Genomic DNA, 16,833 nt, shown 5'->3' with positions numbered 1-16,833 from the left:
GGGATAGCAGCATGATCGTAAAGGCTTTTACGGAATCTGACGGACTAAAGACCTATTTGTTAAAAGGCGTGTTGGGCTCCAGAAAAGGCAAATTAAAAGTGGCTTATTTTCAGCCTTTGATGCAGTTAGAGATGGTGGCCACCCACAGAAACAAGGGTAGTATGGAGCGCTTACAGGAAGTAAAAAGCACCTATCCCTATCAGACCTTACAGACCAACGTTACCAAGAATGCAGTTGCCTTTTTTCTCTCGGAGATGTTAGTGAACAGCATACAGGAAGAAGAACGCAACCAGGGTTTGTTCCGATATATGGAGGCGGCCTTCCAATGGTTGGATACCCATGATCAGATCGCTAATTTTCATTTGTATTTCTTACTGGAAATTACAAAGTATTTTGGCTTTTACCCCGAAATCGCGACCGGAAGATCTGCCTATTTTGATCTACAGGACGGTCAGTATATCCCCCAACCCGGAGTTAACCCCATGCTAACAGGGATAGAATTAGACCATTTTGCGGACCTCTTAGGCATAAATTTTGATGCAATCCATACGATCAGGATTGGGAAAGAAGAGAGACAGGCCTTATTACAAAAGATAGTCCTCTATTTTGAATTACATTTGCACGGTTTCAGAAAACCCAGGTCACTGGCAGTATTGAACGAAGTTTTTAACTAAACATGCGCCTACTATTCTTATTAGGATGTTATTTTGTTATTTCCTATGGTTGGTCACAGGAAATTAAGGTATTGGATGCCGATACCAGGCAGCCACTTGTCAATGCTTTACTCTACAATGTATCCAAGTCTAAAACTGCCTTATCTGATGTTGATGGGGTATGCGATATTTCCCAGTTCAAAGGATCGGAACGCATTACCATAAGCTATATGGGTTATCAGCCAAGAACGGTTACCAAGAATCAACTCTTAAAACGGGGGAACCGTATTTTCCTGATGCCCCAAACAGAACAGCTAGATGAGGTAGTAATGTCTATCTCCAAATGGGAGCAACAGAAAAAAGACATTCCGCAAAAGATCACCTCTATTAGTGCACAAAGCATCGCATTTACCAATCCCCAAACGGCCGCGGATCTCTTACAGAACAGCGGGCAGGTATTTGTACAGAAAAGTCAGCTTGGAGGCGGAAGCCCTATGATCCGTGGGTTTGCCACTAACAGACTGGTTTTATCTGTGGACGGGGTACGTATGAACAATGCTATTTTCAGGGGGGGAAATATTCAGAATGTAATCTCCATAGATCCTTTTACCATTAAGAATACCGAAGTAATTTTTGGTCCGGGATCTGTGATCTACGGAAGTGATGCTATAGGGGGAGTAATGAATTTCCTAACCCTTCAACCGCACTTTTTAAAGAGAGATTCAGTGGTAGTCTCCGGGAATGCCAATGTGCGCTATGCATCTGCAAATAACGAGAATACCACACACGGCGATGTGAACCTGGCTTCAGAGAAATGGGCATTCTTAAGCAGCATTACCTACAATAGTTTTGATGATCTTAGAATGGGCAGTCACGGCCCGGACAGCTACTTGAGAAATACCCTTGTGGTACGTCAGAACGATACGGATGCCCTTGTTGCCAATGGAAATCCAAAAAAACAGCTGCCCACCGGGTATGACCAGATCAACCTCCTACAAAAAATATCACACAAACCATCTAACACCTGGCAGTACGATCTGGGGTTGTACTATTCGGAAACATCTTCTTATTCCAGATACGACCGACTAATAAGGCCCAACCGTGATGGTACGGCACTGCGTTCTGCCGAGTGGAATTACGGCCCTCAAAAGTGGTTTATGGGAAACCTACAACTCTTTAATAAGGCGCGCAGTAAATTCTATGATGGGATAAAATTTAGCACGGCCTATCAGTTCTTTGAAGAAAGCAGGAACGATCGGAATTATCAGGATGCCATCCGCAACAAAACAAAAGAAAAAGTGGATGCCCTTTCTACCAATATAGATTTTGAGAATAAGAGAATTGGGAACCTTCGGCTGTATTATGGCGGAGAATACATATACAATAAGGTACATTCGGAAGGGAGTCAGGAAAATATTGAAACTGGTGCTAAGAACAGGGCGGCATCGCGCTACCCGGATGGGGCCTCCTGGCAAACACTTGCAGGGTACGTGAATGCAGAGTACAAAGCAATGCCCAATCTGACGGTTTTATCGGGCATCAGGTACAGTCATGTATGGATCAATGCTGTTTTCGACACTACTTTTTACCCCTTTCCATTTACCAAAACTACCCTAAATAATGGGGCTCTAACAGGTAGCCTGGGGATCAGTTGGTTCCCTTCCCAGTCTTTTCAACTAACGCTAAACGGATCAACAGGTTTCAGGGCACCCAACATAGATGATATCGGCAAGATCTTCGATTCCGAACCCGGTTCTGTTGTAGTTCCCAATCCGCAGTTAGAGCCGGAATACGCCTACAACGTGGAAGTGGGAATAAAGAAAAATTTTAAAGATAAGGCTGTGCTGCGCGGGGCCGCTTTTTATACCTATCTGGTAGATGCCCTTGTCCGAAGGGATTTCACCTTTAACGGTGAACGGGAGATACTATACAATGGGGAATTGAGCAATGTACAGGCTATTCAGAATGCTGCAAAGGCCTATGTGTATGGATTTGAGATGGGAGCCGAAGTATTTCTGACCAATGAGCTGCAGTTTACTACAAATCTGACCATTACCAAAGGTATAGAAGAAGACGATAGTGGAGAAGATTCCGCAGCGAGGCATGCTGCCCCCACCTTTGGGGATGTTCATATAATATGGACCCTGCCGCGACTAAAGACAGATCTTTTTCTCAACTATAACGGGGAAATCTCCTATGAAGATCTGGCCCTCACGGAAAGGAGCAAAGACTACATTTATGAGTTAGATGCCAACGGGAACCCTTTTTCTCCCTCATGGTACACACTTAATCTACGCTCACAGTACAAACTCAGCGAAAAGTTAACTACCTCCCTCGCTTTAGAGAATATCACAGACCAACGCTACAGAACTTATTCTTCGGGGATCGTTGCACCGGGGATCAACCTTATTCTAGGGCTGCGCTATTCATTTTAAGGTGGGGACTAAGCCTCACATTTCTATTTATACTACATGCAAAGTAATAAATCACCATTCCCTGAACCAGCGTATAGGTGGTTACAGAACCCCGTCTCAAAAGCTCTTTGGAACCACTTTTTTTGTACTCCTTATAGAGCTTTTTTTGGGTAAAATTCACTAGTTTTGCCACCTTTAAATAGGTCAAAGGAAAGGCAATATGAAGTTTCAGGAATACAAAGGATTGGATTTATCCAATATTGGAGAAGAGATCCTCCATTTTTGGAAGGCCCATCAGATTTTTGAAAAAAGCATTTCCACCAGGGAAGGGAAACCCAACTATGTTTTTTATGAAGGTCCGCCTTCTGCCAATGGCATGCCCGGCATCCACCATGTAATGGCTCGGACCATTAAGGATATCTTTCCGAGGTACAAGACCATGAAAGGATACCAGGTTAAACGTAAAGCCGGCTGGGATACCCACGGCCTTCCCATAGAATTGGGTGTTGAAAAAGAACTTGGGATCACCAAAGAAGACATTGGGGTTAAGATCAGTATAGAAGAGTACAATGCAGCCTGCAAAAAGGCGGTAATGCGCTATACCGATGTCTGGAATTCCATGACCGAAAAAATTGGGTATTGGGTAGATATGGAGGACCCGTATATTACCTATAAATCCAAATATATGGAGTCTGTTTGGTGGCTCCTGAAACAGATCTACGATAAAGGTCTGTTGTACAAAGGGTACACTATTCAGCCATATTCGCCCAAAGCAGGAACCGGTTTAAGTTCGCATGAGTTGAACCAGCCTGGAACGTATCAGGATATTACAGATACCACCGTTACAGCCCAGTTCAAGGTAAGAAAGGAAAGCCTGCCCGCTAACTTGAAGGATGTAGCAGGAGATATTTTTCTCCTTGCATGGACCACCACTCCCTGGACACTGCCGTCTAATACGGCCCTGACCGTTGGTGCCAAAATAGACTATGTGCTGGTGGAGACCTTTAACCAGTACACCTTTGAACCCACGAAGGTGATCCTTGCCAAAGCATTGGTAGGAGAACAATTTAAAGGAAAGTTTGAAGAGGTTAGCTCGGAGGAGGCACTAAACGAGTATTCCAAAGACGATAAAAAGATCCCGTTCAGGATTTTGCAACAAACCAAGGGAAAGGAATTAGTGGGGATACGTTATGAGCAGTTACTGCAGTATGCGCTTCCCTATGAGAATCCGGAAAATGCCTTTAGGGTCATTGCCGGCGATTTTGTAACCACTGAAGATGGTACGGGAATCGTACATACGGCCCCTACCTTTGGGGCAGACGATGCCATGGTGGCCAAACAAGCTATCCCCGAGGTGCCACCTATGCTGGTGCTAGATCAATATCAAAATCCGGTGCCTTTGGTAGACCTACAGGGAAAGTTCAGGCCCGAAATGAAAGAACTGGCCGGTAAATATGTGAAGAATGAATATTATGAAGATGGAGATGCCCCGGAAAAATCAGTGGACGTTGAAATTGCGATCAAACTTAAGGAGGAAAATAAAGCCTTTAAAGTAGAAAAATACCTTCATAGCTATCCCAATTGCTGGCGTACCGATAAACCTATTTTATATTATCCGCTGGATTCATGGTTTATAAAGGTTACTGATATCAAGGATAGAATGTTCCAACTAAACCAAACCATCAATTGGAAACCGAAGGCTACCGGGGACGGAAGATTTGGGAACTGGCTGGCCAATGCCAACGACTGGAATTTATCCCGAAGCAGATTCTGGGGAATTCCCTTGCCTATATGGCGCACAGAGGATGGAACAGAAGAAGTGATCATTGGCTCTGTAGCAGAACTTAAAAAGGAGATATTAAAGGCAGTGAAGGCCGGCTTTATGACTGAAGATGTATTTGCTGCTTTTGAGGTAGGGAATATGGAGGAGGCTAACTATGATACCATAGACCTGCATAAAAATGTAGTAGATGCCATCGTGCTGGTCTCATCCTCAGGGAAACCAATGAAACGCGAATCCGATCTTATAGATGTATGGTTCGATAGTGGATCCATGCCCTATGCGCAATGGCATTATCCTTTTGAGAACAAAGATCTGATTGATGAAGGGAAGACCTTTCCGGCCGACTTTATTGCCGAAGGGGTAGACCAGACCAGGGGGTGGTTTTATACCCTGCATGCCATCGCCACCATGGTATTCGATTCAGTAGCCTATAAGAATGTGGTTTCTAATGGGCTGGTGTTAGATAAGGAAGGGAAGAAAATGTCTAAAAGACTGGGCAATGCAGTAGATCCTTTTGAGACCATTAAAGAACATGGACCGGATGCCACACGCTGGTATCTGATCTCCAATGCAAATCCTTGGGACAACCTGAAATTCGATATGGATGGTATCCTGGAAGTAAAGCGAAAGTTTTTCGGAACCCTTTACAATACCTATTCATTTTTTGCCCTGTATGCCAATATAGACGAGTTTGCGTATGAGGAAGCAGAGATTCCTTTAAAGGAACGCCCTGAAATAGACCAATGGATCCTTTCCGAGCTGCATTCCCTGATCAAAACAGTAGATGAAGCCTATGGAGACTATGAGCCTACCCGGGCAGCAAGGGCCATTTCGGACTATGTGCAGGAAAATTTGAGCAACTGGTACGTTCGCTTGTGTCGCCGCCGTTTTTGGAAGGGTGATTACCAACAGGATAAAATTTCGGCCTATCAAACCCTGCATACATGTTTACTTACGGTAGCCAGGTTATCTGCACCTATAGCACCCTTTTTTATGGAACGCTTATATGTGGATCTAACCCTCCATACAAAAGTAAAGTCCTTGGAGAGTGTTCATCTTTCCGATTTCCCGGCTTATGATAATGCCATGGTAAACAAGGCATTGGAAAGTAAGATGGAAAAGGCGCAGACCATCTCTTCTTTGGTACTTTCTATCCGTCAGAAAGAGAAGATCAAAGTGCGTCAACCCTTACAAAAGGTAATGATACCCGTACTCGATGATAAACAGCGAAGTGAGATAGAAGCAGTGGCAGAGCTTATCAAAACAGAAGTAAACGTAAAGGAAATAGAGCTGCTGGACGATGCCTCCGGGATACTGGTAAAGAAGATAAAACCGAATTTTAAGGTGTTAGGTCCTCGTTTTGGGAAGGATATGAAAAAGATCGCTCAAGCGGTAGGGATGTTGAAACAGGAAGATATCCAACAAATTGAACGGGAAGGCGAAATATCGCTGGCGATAGAAAATAAAAATGTTATCTTACAGTTAGAAGAGGTAGAAATAAGCTCCGAAGACATAGAAGGATGGTTGGTAGCAAGTTCCGGAGGCCTAACAGTGGCCTTGGACGTCACAATCAATGAAGATCTGAAACAAGAAGGCATTGCCAGAGAGTTGGTGAATCGCATCCAGAATCTGCGTAAGGAGTCTGGATTTGAAGTGACAGATAAAATTGACATAAAAGTACTGAAGGACGGTTTTGTAGAAAAAGCGATCGAAAGTAACATGCAATATATAAAAACGGAGACCCTTACCGCAGATCTTGCTCTGGAAGAGCAACTGGAAACGGGTACTGAAATCGTTTTCGATGAGGTTAATACAAGATTGTTGATTCAAAAACACTAGATATTATGGGACAGGATTTAAAAATTAGATATTCAGATAAAGAATTAGAAGAATTCCGAGTGCTGATAGAAGAGAAAATAGTCAAAGCTAAAAGTCATTTAGATTTACTGCGAAGTTCATATATGAATGATGGAAATAACGGTACAGATGATACTTCGCCTACCTTTAAAGCTTTCGAAGAAGGGTCTGAGACCATGAGCAAGGAAGCAAACACACAACTTGCTATACGGCAGGAAAAATTTATCAGGGACCTGAAGAACGCTTTGTTGAGAATTGAGAATAAAACCTATGGTATATGCAGAGTTACCGGGAAACTTATCAATAAAGATCGTTTAAAGCTAGTTCCCCATGCTACTCTGAGTATTGAAGCAAAGAACATGCAAAAATAATGGATAACGTTCTATAAAAGGAACGTTTACTTATGTACCACGTAAAGTACTTTGCATTTTTTCTGATCAGTATGGCAATGCTGAGCCCTGTGTTGGGACAAAAAACCATTAAGAAGGTTTTCCTTTCTCCCCATGTAACGGCTATACAGATAAATACAGATCTTTTTTTTGAGGTAACCGTGGTCACCACTAAAGAAAAGGAGTTGGTGTTGGAAGCTTCCCTGGAGGGCGAATATCAGAAAGATCTTGGGATAGAGGTTAGAGAAAATGGGAACACTCTTTTTGTTGCCGGCGAGTTTCAACCTTATTTTACTCTTCCTAATGATAAACTAAGTGCCCATAAAGTGGTCTCAATTTCTCTCCATGTAATAGTTCCCGAGAATAAAGAGGTGTTTCTGTACGGCGGCAGCGCCAATATTAAGGCAGAAGGTAACTACAAGGAGTTAAAAGTAGTTTTGAACGATGGTACGTGCACGTTTGGAGAAGTAGGGCAGAAGGTGAGCGCCACCACTCAAAGTGGGCCTATAAACCTGGCGATTGCCAGAGGAACGGTAAAGGCCAAATCAAAGTACGGCACTGTTGCCAAGGAAATGATCCCTGACGGGATAAAGCAATACGACCTATCTTCAACCACCGGTAATATCACTATAAAAAAAGCCAGGTAATTTAAAACAACAGGATAAAAACACATCTTCTTGTGAATGTTTAATAATCCCTATTTTTGCCCAGCAGAAAATCATCTATGAATCTAAAGAAGTCAATTGCCCTTATTTTTATCATTCTACTTATAGATCAGATCAGCAAGATCTATATTAAAACTCATTTTATACTGGGAGAGTCCGTAGATGTTTTTAGTTGGTTCAAGATCTTATTCATTGAAAACGAAGGAGCCGCCTGGGGAACTAAGTTGAGTGATCTTTTACCAATATCGGACAGTACGGGGAAGTTGGTACTTACGGTATTCCGCTTGTTCGCCATTGCAGGGATTGGCTACTGGTTATTAGACAGCATTCGGAAAGAAGCTTCTAAAACTTTGGTCATTGCGGTGTCACTTATTTTCGCCGGAGCGGTTGGGAACATTGTAGATTCATTATTCTACGGTCTAATATTCAATGACAGTTATAGCACAGTGGCTACCTTTTTCAGTGCAGATCCCTATGGAGGCTTGTTTTATGGCAAGGTGGTAGACATGCTTTATTTTCCATTAATAGATGCGACCTGGCCAGATTGGATGCCATTGGTTGGAGGAGACACCTTCCGTTTTTTTGAACCTGTATTTAACATTGCTGACACCGCCATTAGTACGGGTGTAGGTATCCTTATAGTGTTTAACAAAAAAGCATTTAGCAAGACGCAAGAGGCGGCTGCTGAAACAGATCAGAAAGAATAGGTCCTACCCGGGGTAACACAGTAGTTTAGTGGGATATCATGAGGACCAACATCTTCAATACTCGCTTCGGCATCGAACATACTCAATCCTACAAAAATAGCTTCTGATCTACACTGACTTAAAAACAGATCGTAATACCCTTTCCCATATCCTACTCTATGACCTTTTTTATCGAAGGCGAGCAAAGGAACAAATATCACATCGAGTTTTAAAGGTGCAATTTCTATGCCTTGAACGGGTTCCGGAATGGCCCATGAATTGGGTTTCAGCAGCGTATTATCTGTTAGAAGAAAATGTTCCAGACTGTTCCCCTTGGCCATTCTGGGAACTACGATCTCCTTGTCCTTTCCCTGAAGGAGGGTAATAATAAGGTTGGTATGAAGTTCTTTTTTGCTGGGACTATGAAGAAAGATGTGGTAATAGGTGTGCGCCCAAATAGGCAGCGATAATAAATTGTTTGCTATGGAGAGGCTGGCTTGGTACACATCTTCTTCGGACGTGTTGTTTCTTAAGTTTAGGTATTTAGTTCGGATTTCTTTTTTAAGCATATAGCCGAACTGTACTTAAGGAAATAGAATACGTTCTACTCTTTGGTGAAAACAGCAAAATAGATCTTGAAGAAGAGCATTAGAATGAGATACATTCCTAAGGTAATCAGATAGTTATCCATTTGCTTGTTTTATGATAGCACTAAAAATAGAAAAAAAATTAAAACAAACTCTATCAAAAGCACATTTTGCCGTTGAACTACACAATTTTATATAAAGTTTAACAGAAACAGACCCTTAGGCTTCTCATTTCTTTATCATAATTATAATTAGATCTTCACAGCTTAAATGATTTTGCTAAATTATATTTGTAATACATTGGCTCCAAATTCTTCAAATGTCAGAAGTATCGGTTGAACTTCAGTTAAATACCCTTCCCCATTCCCCCGGGGTATATCAGTTCTATGATAAGGATAGTAAGATCCTGTATGTCGGAAAAGCAAAAAACCTAAAAAAAAGGGTTACGTCTTATTTTACCAAGACCCATGAGAATGGGAAGACCCGGGTAATGGTCAAAAAGATCCATTCTTTGAGGCATATTGTGGTACCTACAGAATCGGATGCCCTGCTGTTGGAGAACAACCTGATTAAAAAGTACCAACCCCGTTATAATGTCTTGCTAAAGGACGACAAGTCGTATCCCTGGATCTGTATAAAGAAGGAACGTTTTCCAAGGATTTTTCCCACTCGAAAATTAATCAAGGATGGTTCGGAGTATTTTGGCCCCTACACCAGCATGAAAACCGTAAGGACCTTATTAGACCTAATTAAAAGTGTCTATCCTTTGCGCACTTGTAACTACGACCTTTCGGAAGAAAAGATCACTGCCGGGAAGTATAAAGTATGTCTGGAATACCATCTGGGAAATTGCAAAGGTCCTTGTGAAGGGTTACAAACAGAAAAGGAGTATCATCAACAGATAGACGACATCCGGGAGATCATAAAAGGAAACTTTAAAACCTCCCTTCATTACTTTAAGAAAGAGATGAAGGCTCTGGCAGCTGAGATGCATTTTGAGGAGGCAGAGCGCATCAAGAATAAGATCGAAGTGCTGGAGAACTACCAGGTAAAATCGACCATTGTAAATCCCAAGATCAACAATGTAGATGTGTTCAGTATCATTTCGGACGATGCCTATGCCTACATTAACTTCCTGCAACTCTCCCATGGGTCTATTATCAGATCTCATACTATGGAGATCAAGAAGAAGCTGCAAGAAGCGGATAAGGATCTTTTGCAATTGGCGATTATTGAGTTAAGGCAACGATTCAACTCCCAATCCAGGGAACTATATCTGCCTTTTACCCTTACCTTACCCGACGATCTAAAACTTACCGTTCCCAAATTGGGAGATAAAAAAAAGATCCTGGATCTCTCGGAACGCAATGCTAAATTCTACAGACAGGAGCGTTTTAAACAAACAAGGATCACAGACCCAGACCGCCATGTGAACAGGATCATGGCACAGATGAAAAAAGACCTGCGATTATCTGAAGAACCCAGACATATTGAATGTTTTGACAATTCCAACATACAAGGCAGTCATCCTGTGGCAGCCTGTGTTGTTTTCCGGGATGGAAAACCTGTAAAAAAGGAATACCGGCATTACAATATTAAAACAGTGGAAGGCCCGGATGATTTTGCTTCCATGGAAGAAGTGGTTTTCCGCCGCTATAGAAGACTGCTGGAAGAGGAGGCATCCCTCCCGCAGCTAATCGTAATAGACGGAGGGAAAGGTCAGCTATCCTCTGCCCTGAAAAGTCTGGAAGCGCTTAACCTGCGTGGAAAGATCGCAATCATTGGGATTGCTAAGAGGTTGGAAGAGATCTATTTTCCGGAGGATCCCATTCCTCTTTATCTGGACAAAAAATCGGAATCGCTAAAGATCATTCAGCAATTGAGGAATGAGGCCCATAGGTTCGGTATCACTTTTCACCGTAATAAGCTAAGTAATACAGCCTTCGAATCGTTGCTGGAAGGGATTGATGGGATTGGCGACAAGACCGCCGAGCAGGTTCTTAAAAAGTTTAAATCGGTAAAAAGGATCAAAGAAGCCTCTCTGGAAGACCTGAGTGAAGTTGTGGGCTGGTCCAAAGCAAAGAAAATATATGAAAACTTTCATTAATCTGCTATCTTCACTACATGGGTAAATGGTTCCTTTTATTGGCAGTTCTTTTATGCTGTTTTCAATTCTATGGGCAGCAGGAACCTGTGCAGGATCCTCCCAAGGTTGGATTGGTTCTAAGTGGTGGGGGTGCGAAGGGATTGGCCCATATAGGAGCCTTAAAGGTTATTGAGGAGGCAGGAGTTACCATAGATTATATTGGAGGCACCAGTATGGGAGCCATTGTAGGGGCCCTTTATGCCTCCGGGTATTCTGCTGATCAACTCGAAACACTTTTCAGGAATACAGATCTTTCGGATCTTATTCAGGATAACCTGCCCCGGGATGCGAAAACCTTTTATGAAAAGGAAGACTCTGAACGATATGCCCTTACCCTGCCATTCAATAATTTTAAATTATCCTTTCCACAAGGCCTTTCCAGCGGCCAGAATATCTACAATACCTTAGTCAAAATGCTTTTCCATGTAAAGGACGTAAACGATTTTAGCAAACTTCCCATCCCATTTTTCTGTATTGCCACCAATGTTGAGACAGGCAAAGAGGTGTTACTGAACAAGGGATATCTCCCGGAGGCGATTCTTGCAAGCGGCACCTTCCCGTCCTTATTTCAACCTTCGGAAGTGAACGGCGAAGTTTTGATCGATGGGGGTGTACTAAATAATTATCCGGTGGAAGAGTTGCGTGCCAAAGGCGCGGACATTATCATTGGGGTAGATGTACAACATGGCCTCAGGGACAGGGCTTCTCTGATGTCTGCCACAGAGATTTTACTGCAGATTAATAATTTCAGAACCATAAAAGACATGCAGCGCAAGTCCGCTCTTACCGATATTTATATCAAACCCGAGATGGATAAATTTTCGGTGATAGATTTCGAACTTAAAGATACAATTATCAATACAGGAGAGGCAGCGGCCATGCTCCATTTAGATGAATTGAAAGCCCTCGCTACAAAACAAAATAAACCTTTTTCTAAGAGACCTGATATTGTAGAGGAAGATTCCCTTACAGTAAACCGGCTCATCGTTAATGGGAATGATAATTTCTCCAGAGGATATATTAAAGGAAAATTACGGGTAAACCTCAATGAGCGCCTGAGTTTTACCAAACTACAACAAGGAATCAATAATTTGGTGGCTACCGGGAACTTTAATACCATTCGCTATCAGTTAACCTCCAACGGTTTGGGAGATGACCTTACCATGAACCTGGTTGAAAATAAAGACAAATCCTTTCTCCGGATTGCTGCGCATTATGATAATTTGTACAAGAGTGCCGCCTTGATCAATCTTACCAAAAAGAATGTATTGATGAACGATGATGTTGCATCCTTGGACCTGATCCTCGGGGATAATCTTCGCTACAACTTTCAATACTATGTAGATCGGGGCTTTTATTGGAGCTTTGGTATTAATTCCAGGTTTTATGAATTTGTAAAGGAAATAGATTACGGGGTAGTCTTGCAGTCTAATTTTGAGCTGCCGGTGAACAGCAATGTCAATAATATAAATCTGGATGTATCCGATTTTACCAATCAATTCTATATTCAAACTGTTCTTAAAGAAGAATTTGCCTTTATTCTGGGCGCTGAACATAAATTATTGAAATACAGTTCTACCACCTTGAATGAAGTGGTCAATGATTCTACTCAACCTCCGCCAACTGCAAGTCCGGCTACCTTTTTTGAGAAAAGCAACTATTTATCTACCTATGGGAAATTGATCCTGGACACCTATGACGACAAGTACTTTCCGTCTAAGGGAGTATATTTTAATGGCGACTTTCATTTTTATTTATGGTCGTCCGACTTTAATGACAATTTTAAAGAATTCTCTATTGCCAAAGCAACTATTGGAACGGCGTTTTCAGTAGCACCTAAATTATCGCTGAATATAGAAACCTCCGGAGGGTTTAAATTAGGTACCTCCCGCGTGGCTGCTTTTGATTTTGTGTTGGGGGGCTATGGAAATTATCCCATCAATAATTTTGAACCATTTCTGGGATACGACTTTCTGAGTTTGCCCGGGAATAGTTATGTAAAGGCATATGCAAGGTTTGACTATGAATTTAGCCCAAGAAATCACCTGTTGTTAGCGGCCAACATATCCAACGTGGATGACGATATTTTCAGAACCGGGGAATGGTTCACAGCTCCTGATTACTCTGGCTATGGCCTGGGTTATGGCTGGGAATCCTTTTTTGGTCCGGTTCAGATCATTTATTCCTGGTCTCCCGAGAATGACGATGGCAATTTATTCTTTAGCATTGGGTACTGGTTCTAGGATGGGGATAAAATCAACTTGTAGTCTCGGGAACTGAATATTGTACTTCTTTCCCCCTTTTTTACGATCTTTGTAGGGTAAATGAGCTTACAATGTTGCACAAAAGAATAGATATTACCCCTCACTTAAGGGCCATGTGGTAGCCCTCCGGTATAATCAGGATAGGACTAGTACACAATTACACAGAATCAATTCAAAAAATATATCATGGCTACATTAGATAATACTTCATTACACTTACCAAAAGAAAATCCGACAGCTGAGGATTTCCTGCCATTGTTAGGCACAGATCATGTTGAGCTCTATGTGGGAAATGCCAAGCAGGCAGCCTACTATTATATGGCCGCCTGGGGGTTTCAGCCACTTGCTTATGCCGGACTCGAAACAGGCTTAAAGGACAAGGTTTCTTATGTTGTTCAGCAAGATAAGATCAGACTGGTCCTTACCTCTCCTTTAAAATCCGGGGGAGATATTAACCGGCACATAGATAAACACGGGGACGGAGTAAAGGCCATTGCGATATGGGTAGACGACGCAACAAAAAGCTATGCAGAAACTACCAAACGTGGTGCAGAATCATATTTTGAACCCAAAACACTCAAAGACACCCATGGTGAAGTGATCTTATCCGGGATCCATACCTATGGGGAAACAGTTCATGTGTTTGTGGAAAGAAGCAATTACAAGGGTGTATTTATGCCGGGCTACAGGGCATGGAACCCGCAGTATCAACCCACTGATGTTGGACTGAAATTCATAGATCATATGGTGGGGAACGTAGGTTGGAACGAAATGAATAAATGGTGCCATTTTTATGCACACGTCATGGGCTTTGCACAACTGGTTTCCTTTGATGACAAGGATATTTCCACGGAGTATACTGCCTTGATGAGTAAGGTAATGAGCAATGGCAACGGACGCATCAAATTTCCGATCAATGAACCTGCCGAGGGAAGAAAGAAATCGCAAATAGAAGAATATATTGAATTTTACAATGGTGCTGGGGTACAGCATATGGCCCTGGCTACAGACAACATCATTGAAACTGTTACTTCCTTGCGCAATCGTGGCGTAGAATTCCTTACCGTCCCCGTAACGTATTACGAAGACGTATTAGACCGGGTAGGCGAGATAGACGAGGAGCTGGCTCCATTGAGAGATTTGGGAATATTAATAGACCGCGATGAGGAAGGGTATTTGCTCCAGATATTTACCAAACCTATCTTAGACAGGCCTACTATGTTTATAGAGATTATTCAGCGAAAAGGAGCCAAGTCTTTTGGAAAAGGGAATTTCAAAGCCTTGTTCGAAGCTATAGAACGGGAACAAGAATCTAGAGGAACTCTATAGAAACACACCACTTTTTATACTGATTTAATGGTAATTTGATAAAGAATTGTTAACTCTTGAGTTAAATTACGTTAAAACGAAATGTGTTTTCAGTAAGTTATAGTAGATTTGTTGTCATAAGGGGTGGTTCCCTTATAACTTTAAGTATTGGTTTTTCATAATTTAAAGTTTGGTTGGTTATTTAGGAAAAAGCTCCGACGCTCGTCGGGGCTTTTTTTTTTGAAGAGTTTGGAATAAATATTGTTTAATTAACGTTAACGACATGGCCATCAGGCCCGAATTACTATTTTTGAACAAAAATTTGATGAAAAGAACTGCACTGGCATTTTTCCTTCTTCTTCAGGGGATCTTGTTTGCACAGAACAAACAAGAATCTTTTAAGGCCGGAGAATGGTTGAAATTCAGGATACATTACGGTATCCTCAATGCCAGCTATGCCACCTTGCATGTAAAGACAGACTCCGTTGGAGAAGTTCCTGTATACCATGTGGTGGGGAACGGAAAGACCACAGGCTTTGCAAGCATCTTTTTTAAGGTAGATGACACCTATGAAAGTTATTTTGACATGGAGAATGGAAAACCCTATCGATTTATACGAAAAGTCGATGAAGGCGGGTATACCAAGGACATCGAGATCAACTTTGACTATCAAAATAAGCAGGCATTACTAGACGATAAGAAGAACGATAAAAAGTTTACTTTTACATTACAGAACGGTATTCAGGACCTGGTTTCGGCCTTTTATTATTTGCGAAACAATTATAGGGCTAAAGATTTGGTAATAGGTGAGTCTATAGATCTCAACATGCTCTACGACGACGATGGTATTTTTAAATTCAAATTAAAATACCTTGGAAAAGAGATTTTGAAAACCAAGTTTGGCAAAGTAGAATGTCTAAGTTTTAGACCCTATGTACAATCTGGGAGGGTTTTTAAGGAACAAGAGAGTCTCACCCTATGGGTTTCTAATGATCTCAATAAAATACCTATTCGCATTAAGGCCGACCTTACTGTAGGATCTCTAAAGGCAGATCTGGATGGGTACAATGGCCTTAAACATCAGTTTAAGATCATAATGGATTAATAAGGTAATGAAAGACAAAGAACAGATAGCGTCACAGATCCAAAAACTTGCGGAGAAATACAAGGATTCCGGCCAGGATCTAAGCTCCTATTTGGATGGCTTATTGTATCAACGATACCTTACCTATTGGGATTATATTCATTTAGACACCCTGTTAAGCTTACAGGTGCCACGCACCTACTTTCCAGATGAAGAGATCTTCATCATGTATCATCAGATCACAGAACTTTACTTTAAGCTAATTATTCACGAAGAGAAGCAGATCGTAGATGACCAGTCCCAGGAAGTAGGTCATTTTATAGAAAAAGTAAATCGCATCAACAATTACTACAAAGCCCTGATCTCTTCTTTTAGCATCATGATAAACGGGATGGAAAGAGAGCAATTCCTGCGATATAGAATGGCCCTGTTGCCATCTAGTGGATTCCAGTCGGCCCAATACCGCATGATAGAACTCTATGCAACTCCTTTGGAGAATCTTGTGTATGAATCGGAAAGGGATCAGTTTTCGAAAGATACTCCTATAGAAGAGCTTTATGAGCATATTTACTGGAAGAAAGGGGCAACCGATCTGAGTACCGGAGAGAAGACCCTTACCCTGAAGCAATTTGAATACCGATATACGCCTAGATTTATTAGGATTACTAAGGAGGTAGCCGAAAATACCATTTACCATAAATACCTTCATCTGCCGGAAAAAAGCAGGAATAATAAAGTGTTGATTGACGCGTTAAGGAAGATGGACCTGAATGCTAATGTAAATTGGCCGCTGATGCACATGGGTTCTGCCTACCGCTATTTAAACAAGGGCGATAAAGCCATTGAAGCCACCGGGGGTACTAATTGGAAAGAATATCTGCCTCCAAGTTTTCAAAAGGTGGTGTTTTTTCCGAAATTGCACAGCAAACAAGATATAAATAATTGGGGGAAACAATGGGTAGACCACCTGTTCAACCCCGAAAAAGTGTTATAGAAA

The 16,833-nt window shown here is 41.9% G+C and carries 12 protein-coding genes; 11 read left to right on the top strand and 1 reads right to left on the bottom strand.

The genetic code is table 11. From position 1 onward, the window contains the following. From recO to WBM49_RS06125, 6 genes are all read left to right on the top strand, one after another. Positions 1-674, top strand: a 674-nt coding sequence (gene recO, locus WBM49_RS06150) for a DNA repair protein RecO (RefSeq protein ID WP_424371183.1), incomplete at its 5' end; no start/stop codon positions are given. A gap of 2 nt (positions 675-676) precedes the next feature. Beyond that, positions 677-3,088 carry a TonB-dependent receptor gene (locus WBM49_RS06145; RefSeq protein ID WP_424371182.1) on the top strand — a complete coding sequence of 804 codons (2,412 nt, stop codon included), beginning with the start codon at positions 677-679 and terminating at the stop codon, positions 3,086-3,088. A gap of 199 nt (positions 3,089-3,287) precedes the next feature. Then, positions 3,288-6,689: an isoleucine--tRNA ligase gene (ileS, locus tag WBM49_RS06140; RefSeq protein ID WP_424371181.1), complete on the top strand. Its 3,402-nt coding sequence runs from the start codon at positions 3,288-3,290 to the stop codon at positions 6,687-6,689. A gap of 5 nt (positions 6,690-6,694) precedes the next feature. Further along, the gene (locus WBM49_RS06135) at positions 6,695-7,078 is read left to right on the top strand and encodes a TraR/DksA family transcriptional regulator (RefSeq protein ID WP_424371180.1); all 384 of its coding nucleotides are present in this window, start codon (positions 6,695-6,697) and stop codon (positions 7,076-7,078) included. A 32-nt stretch (positions 7,079-7,110) separates the two neighbouring features. Beyond that, positions 7,111-7,743 carry a hypothetical protein gene (locus WBM49_RS06130; protein ID WP_424371179.1) on the top strand — a complete coding sequence of 211 codons (633 nt, stop codon included), beginning with the start codon at positions 7,111-7,113 and terminating at the stop codon, positions 7,741-7,743. A gap of 77 nt (positions 7,744-7,820) precedes the next feature. Beyond that, positions 7,821-8,468, top strand: a complete 648-nt coding sequence (locus tag WBM49_RS06125; RefSeq protein WP_424371178.1) for a lipoprotein signal peptidase — start codon at positions 7,821-7,823, stop codon at positions 8,466-8,468. Here the strand turns inward: WBM49_RS06125 and WBM49_RS06120 are convergent. Then, positions 8,456-9,016, bottom strand: coding sequence for a 5-formyltetrahydrofolate cyclo-ligase (locus WBM49_RS06120; protein WP_424371177.1), 561 nt, complete (start codon positions 9,014-9,016; stop codon positions 8,456-8,458). The two genes, WBM49_RS06125 and WBM49_RS06120, sit on opposite strands and share 13 nt — an antisense overlap. Before the next feature lie 337 nt (positions 9,017-9,353). Between WBM49_RS06120 and uvrC the strand changes: the two genes are divergently transcribed. The 5 genes from uvrC (at position 9,354) to WBM49_RS06095 (ending at position 16,830) form a co-directional block, all read left to right on the top strand. After that, a complete protein-coding gene (gene uvrC, locus WBM49_RS06115) occupies positions 9,354-11,141 on the top strand; it encodes an excinuclease ABC subunit UvrC (RefSeq protein WP_424371176.1) in 1,788 nt (595 codons plus the stop codon). A gap of 17 nt (positions 11,142-11,158) precedes the next feature. Beyond that, positions 11,159-13,423, top strand: coding sequence for a patatin-like phospholipase family protein (locus WBM49_RS06110; protein WP_424371175.1), 2,265 nt, complete (start codon positions 11,159-11,161; stop codon positions 13,421-13,423). 207 nt (positions 13,424-13,630) lie between these two features. After that, entirely contained in the window at positions 13,631-14,773 is a 1,143-nt protein-coding gene (gene hppD, locus WBM49_RS06105; RefSeq protein ID WP_424371174.1) for a 4-hydroxyphenylpyruvate dioxygenase, read from the top strand. A 304-nt stretch (positions 14,774-15,077) separates the two neighbouring features. Further along, positions 15,078-15,857, top strand: a complete 780-nt coding sequence (locus WBM49_RS06100) for a DUF3108 domain-containing protein (protein WP_424371173.1) — start codon at positions 15,078-15,080, stop codon at positions 15,855-15,857. 7 nt (positions 15,858-15,864) lie between these two features. Continuing rightward, on the top strand, positions 15,865-16,830 hold the full coding sequence (locus WBM49_RS06095; RefSeq protein WP_424371172.1) for a tryptophan 2,3-dioxygenase family protein: 966 nt from the start codon (positions 15,865-15,867) through the stop codon (positions 16,828-16,830). Positions 16,831-16,833 lie beyond the last annotated feature (3 nt).

The organism is Muriicola sp., from assembly GCF_049669965.1.
Lineage (GTDB): Bacteria > Bacteroidota > Bacteroidia > Flavobacteriales > Flavobacteriaceae > Muriicola.
Note: the sequence above shows the minus strand (reverse complement) of the source record. Positions and strands in the feature narration are given on the sequence as shown.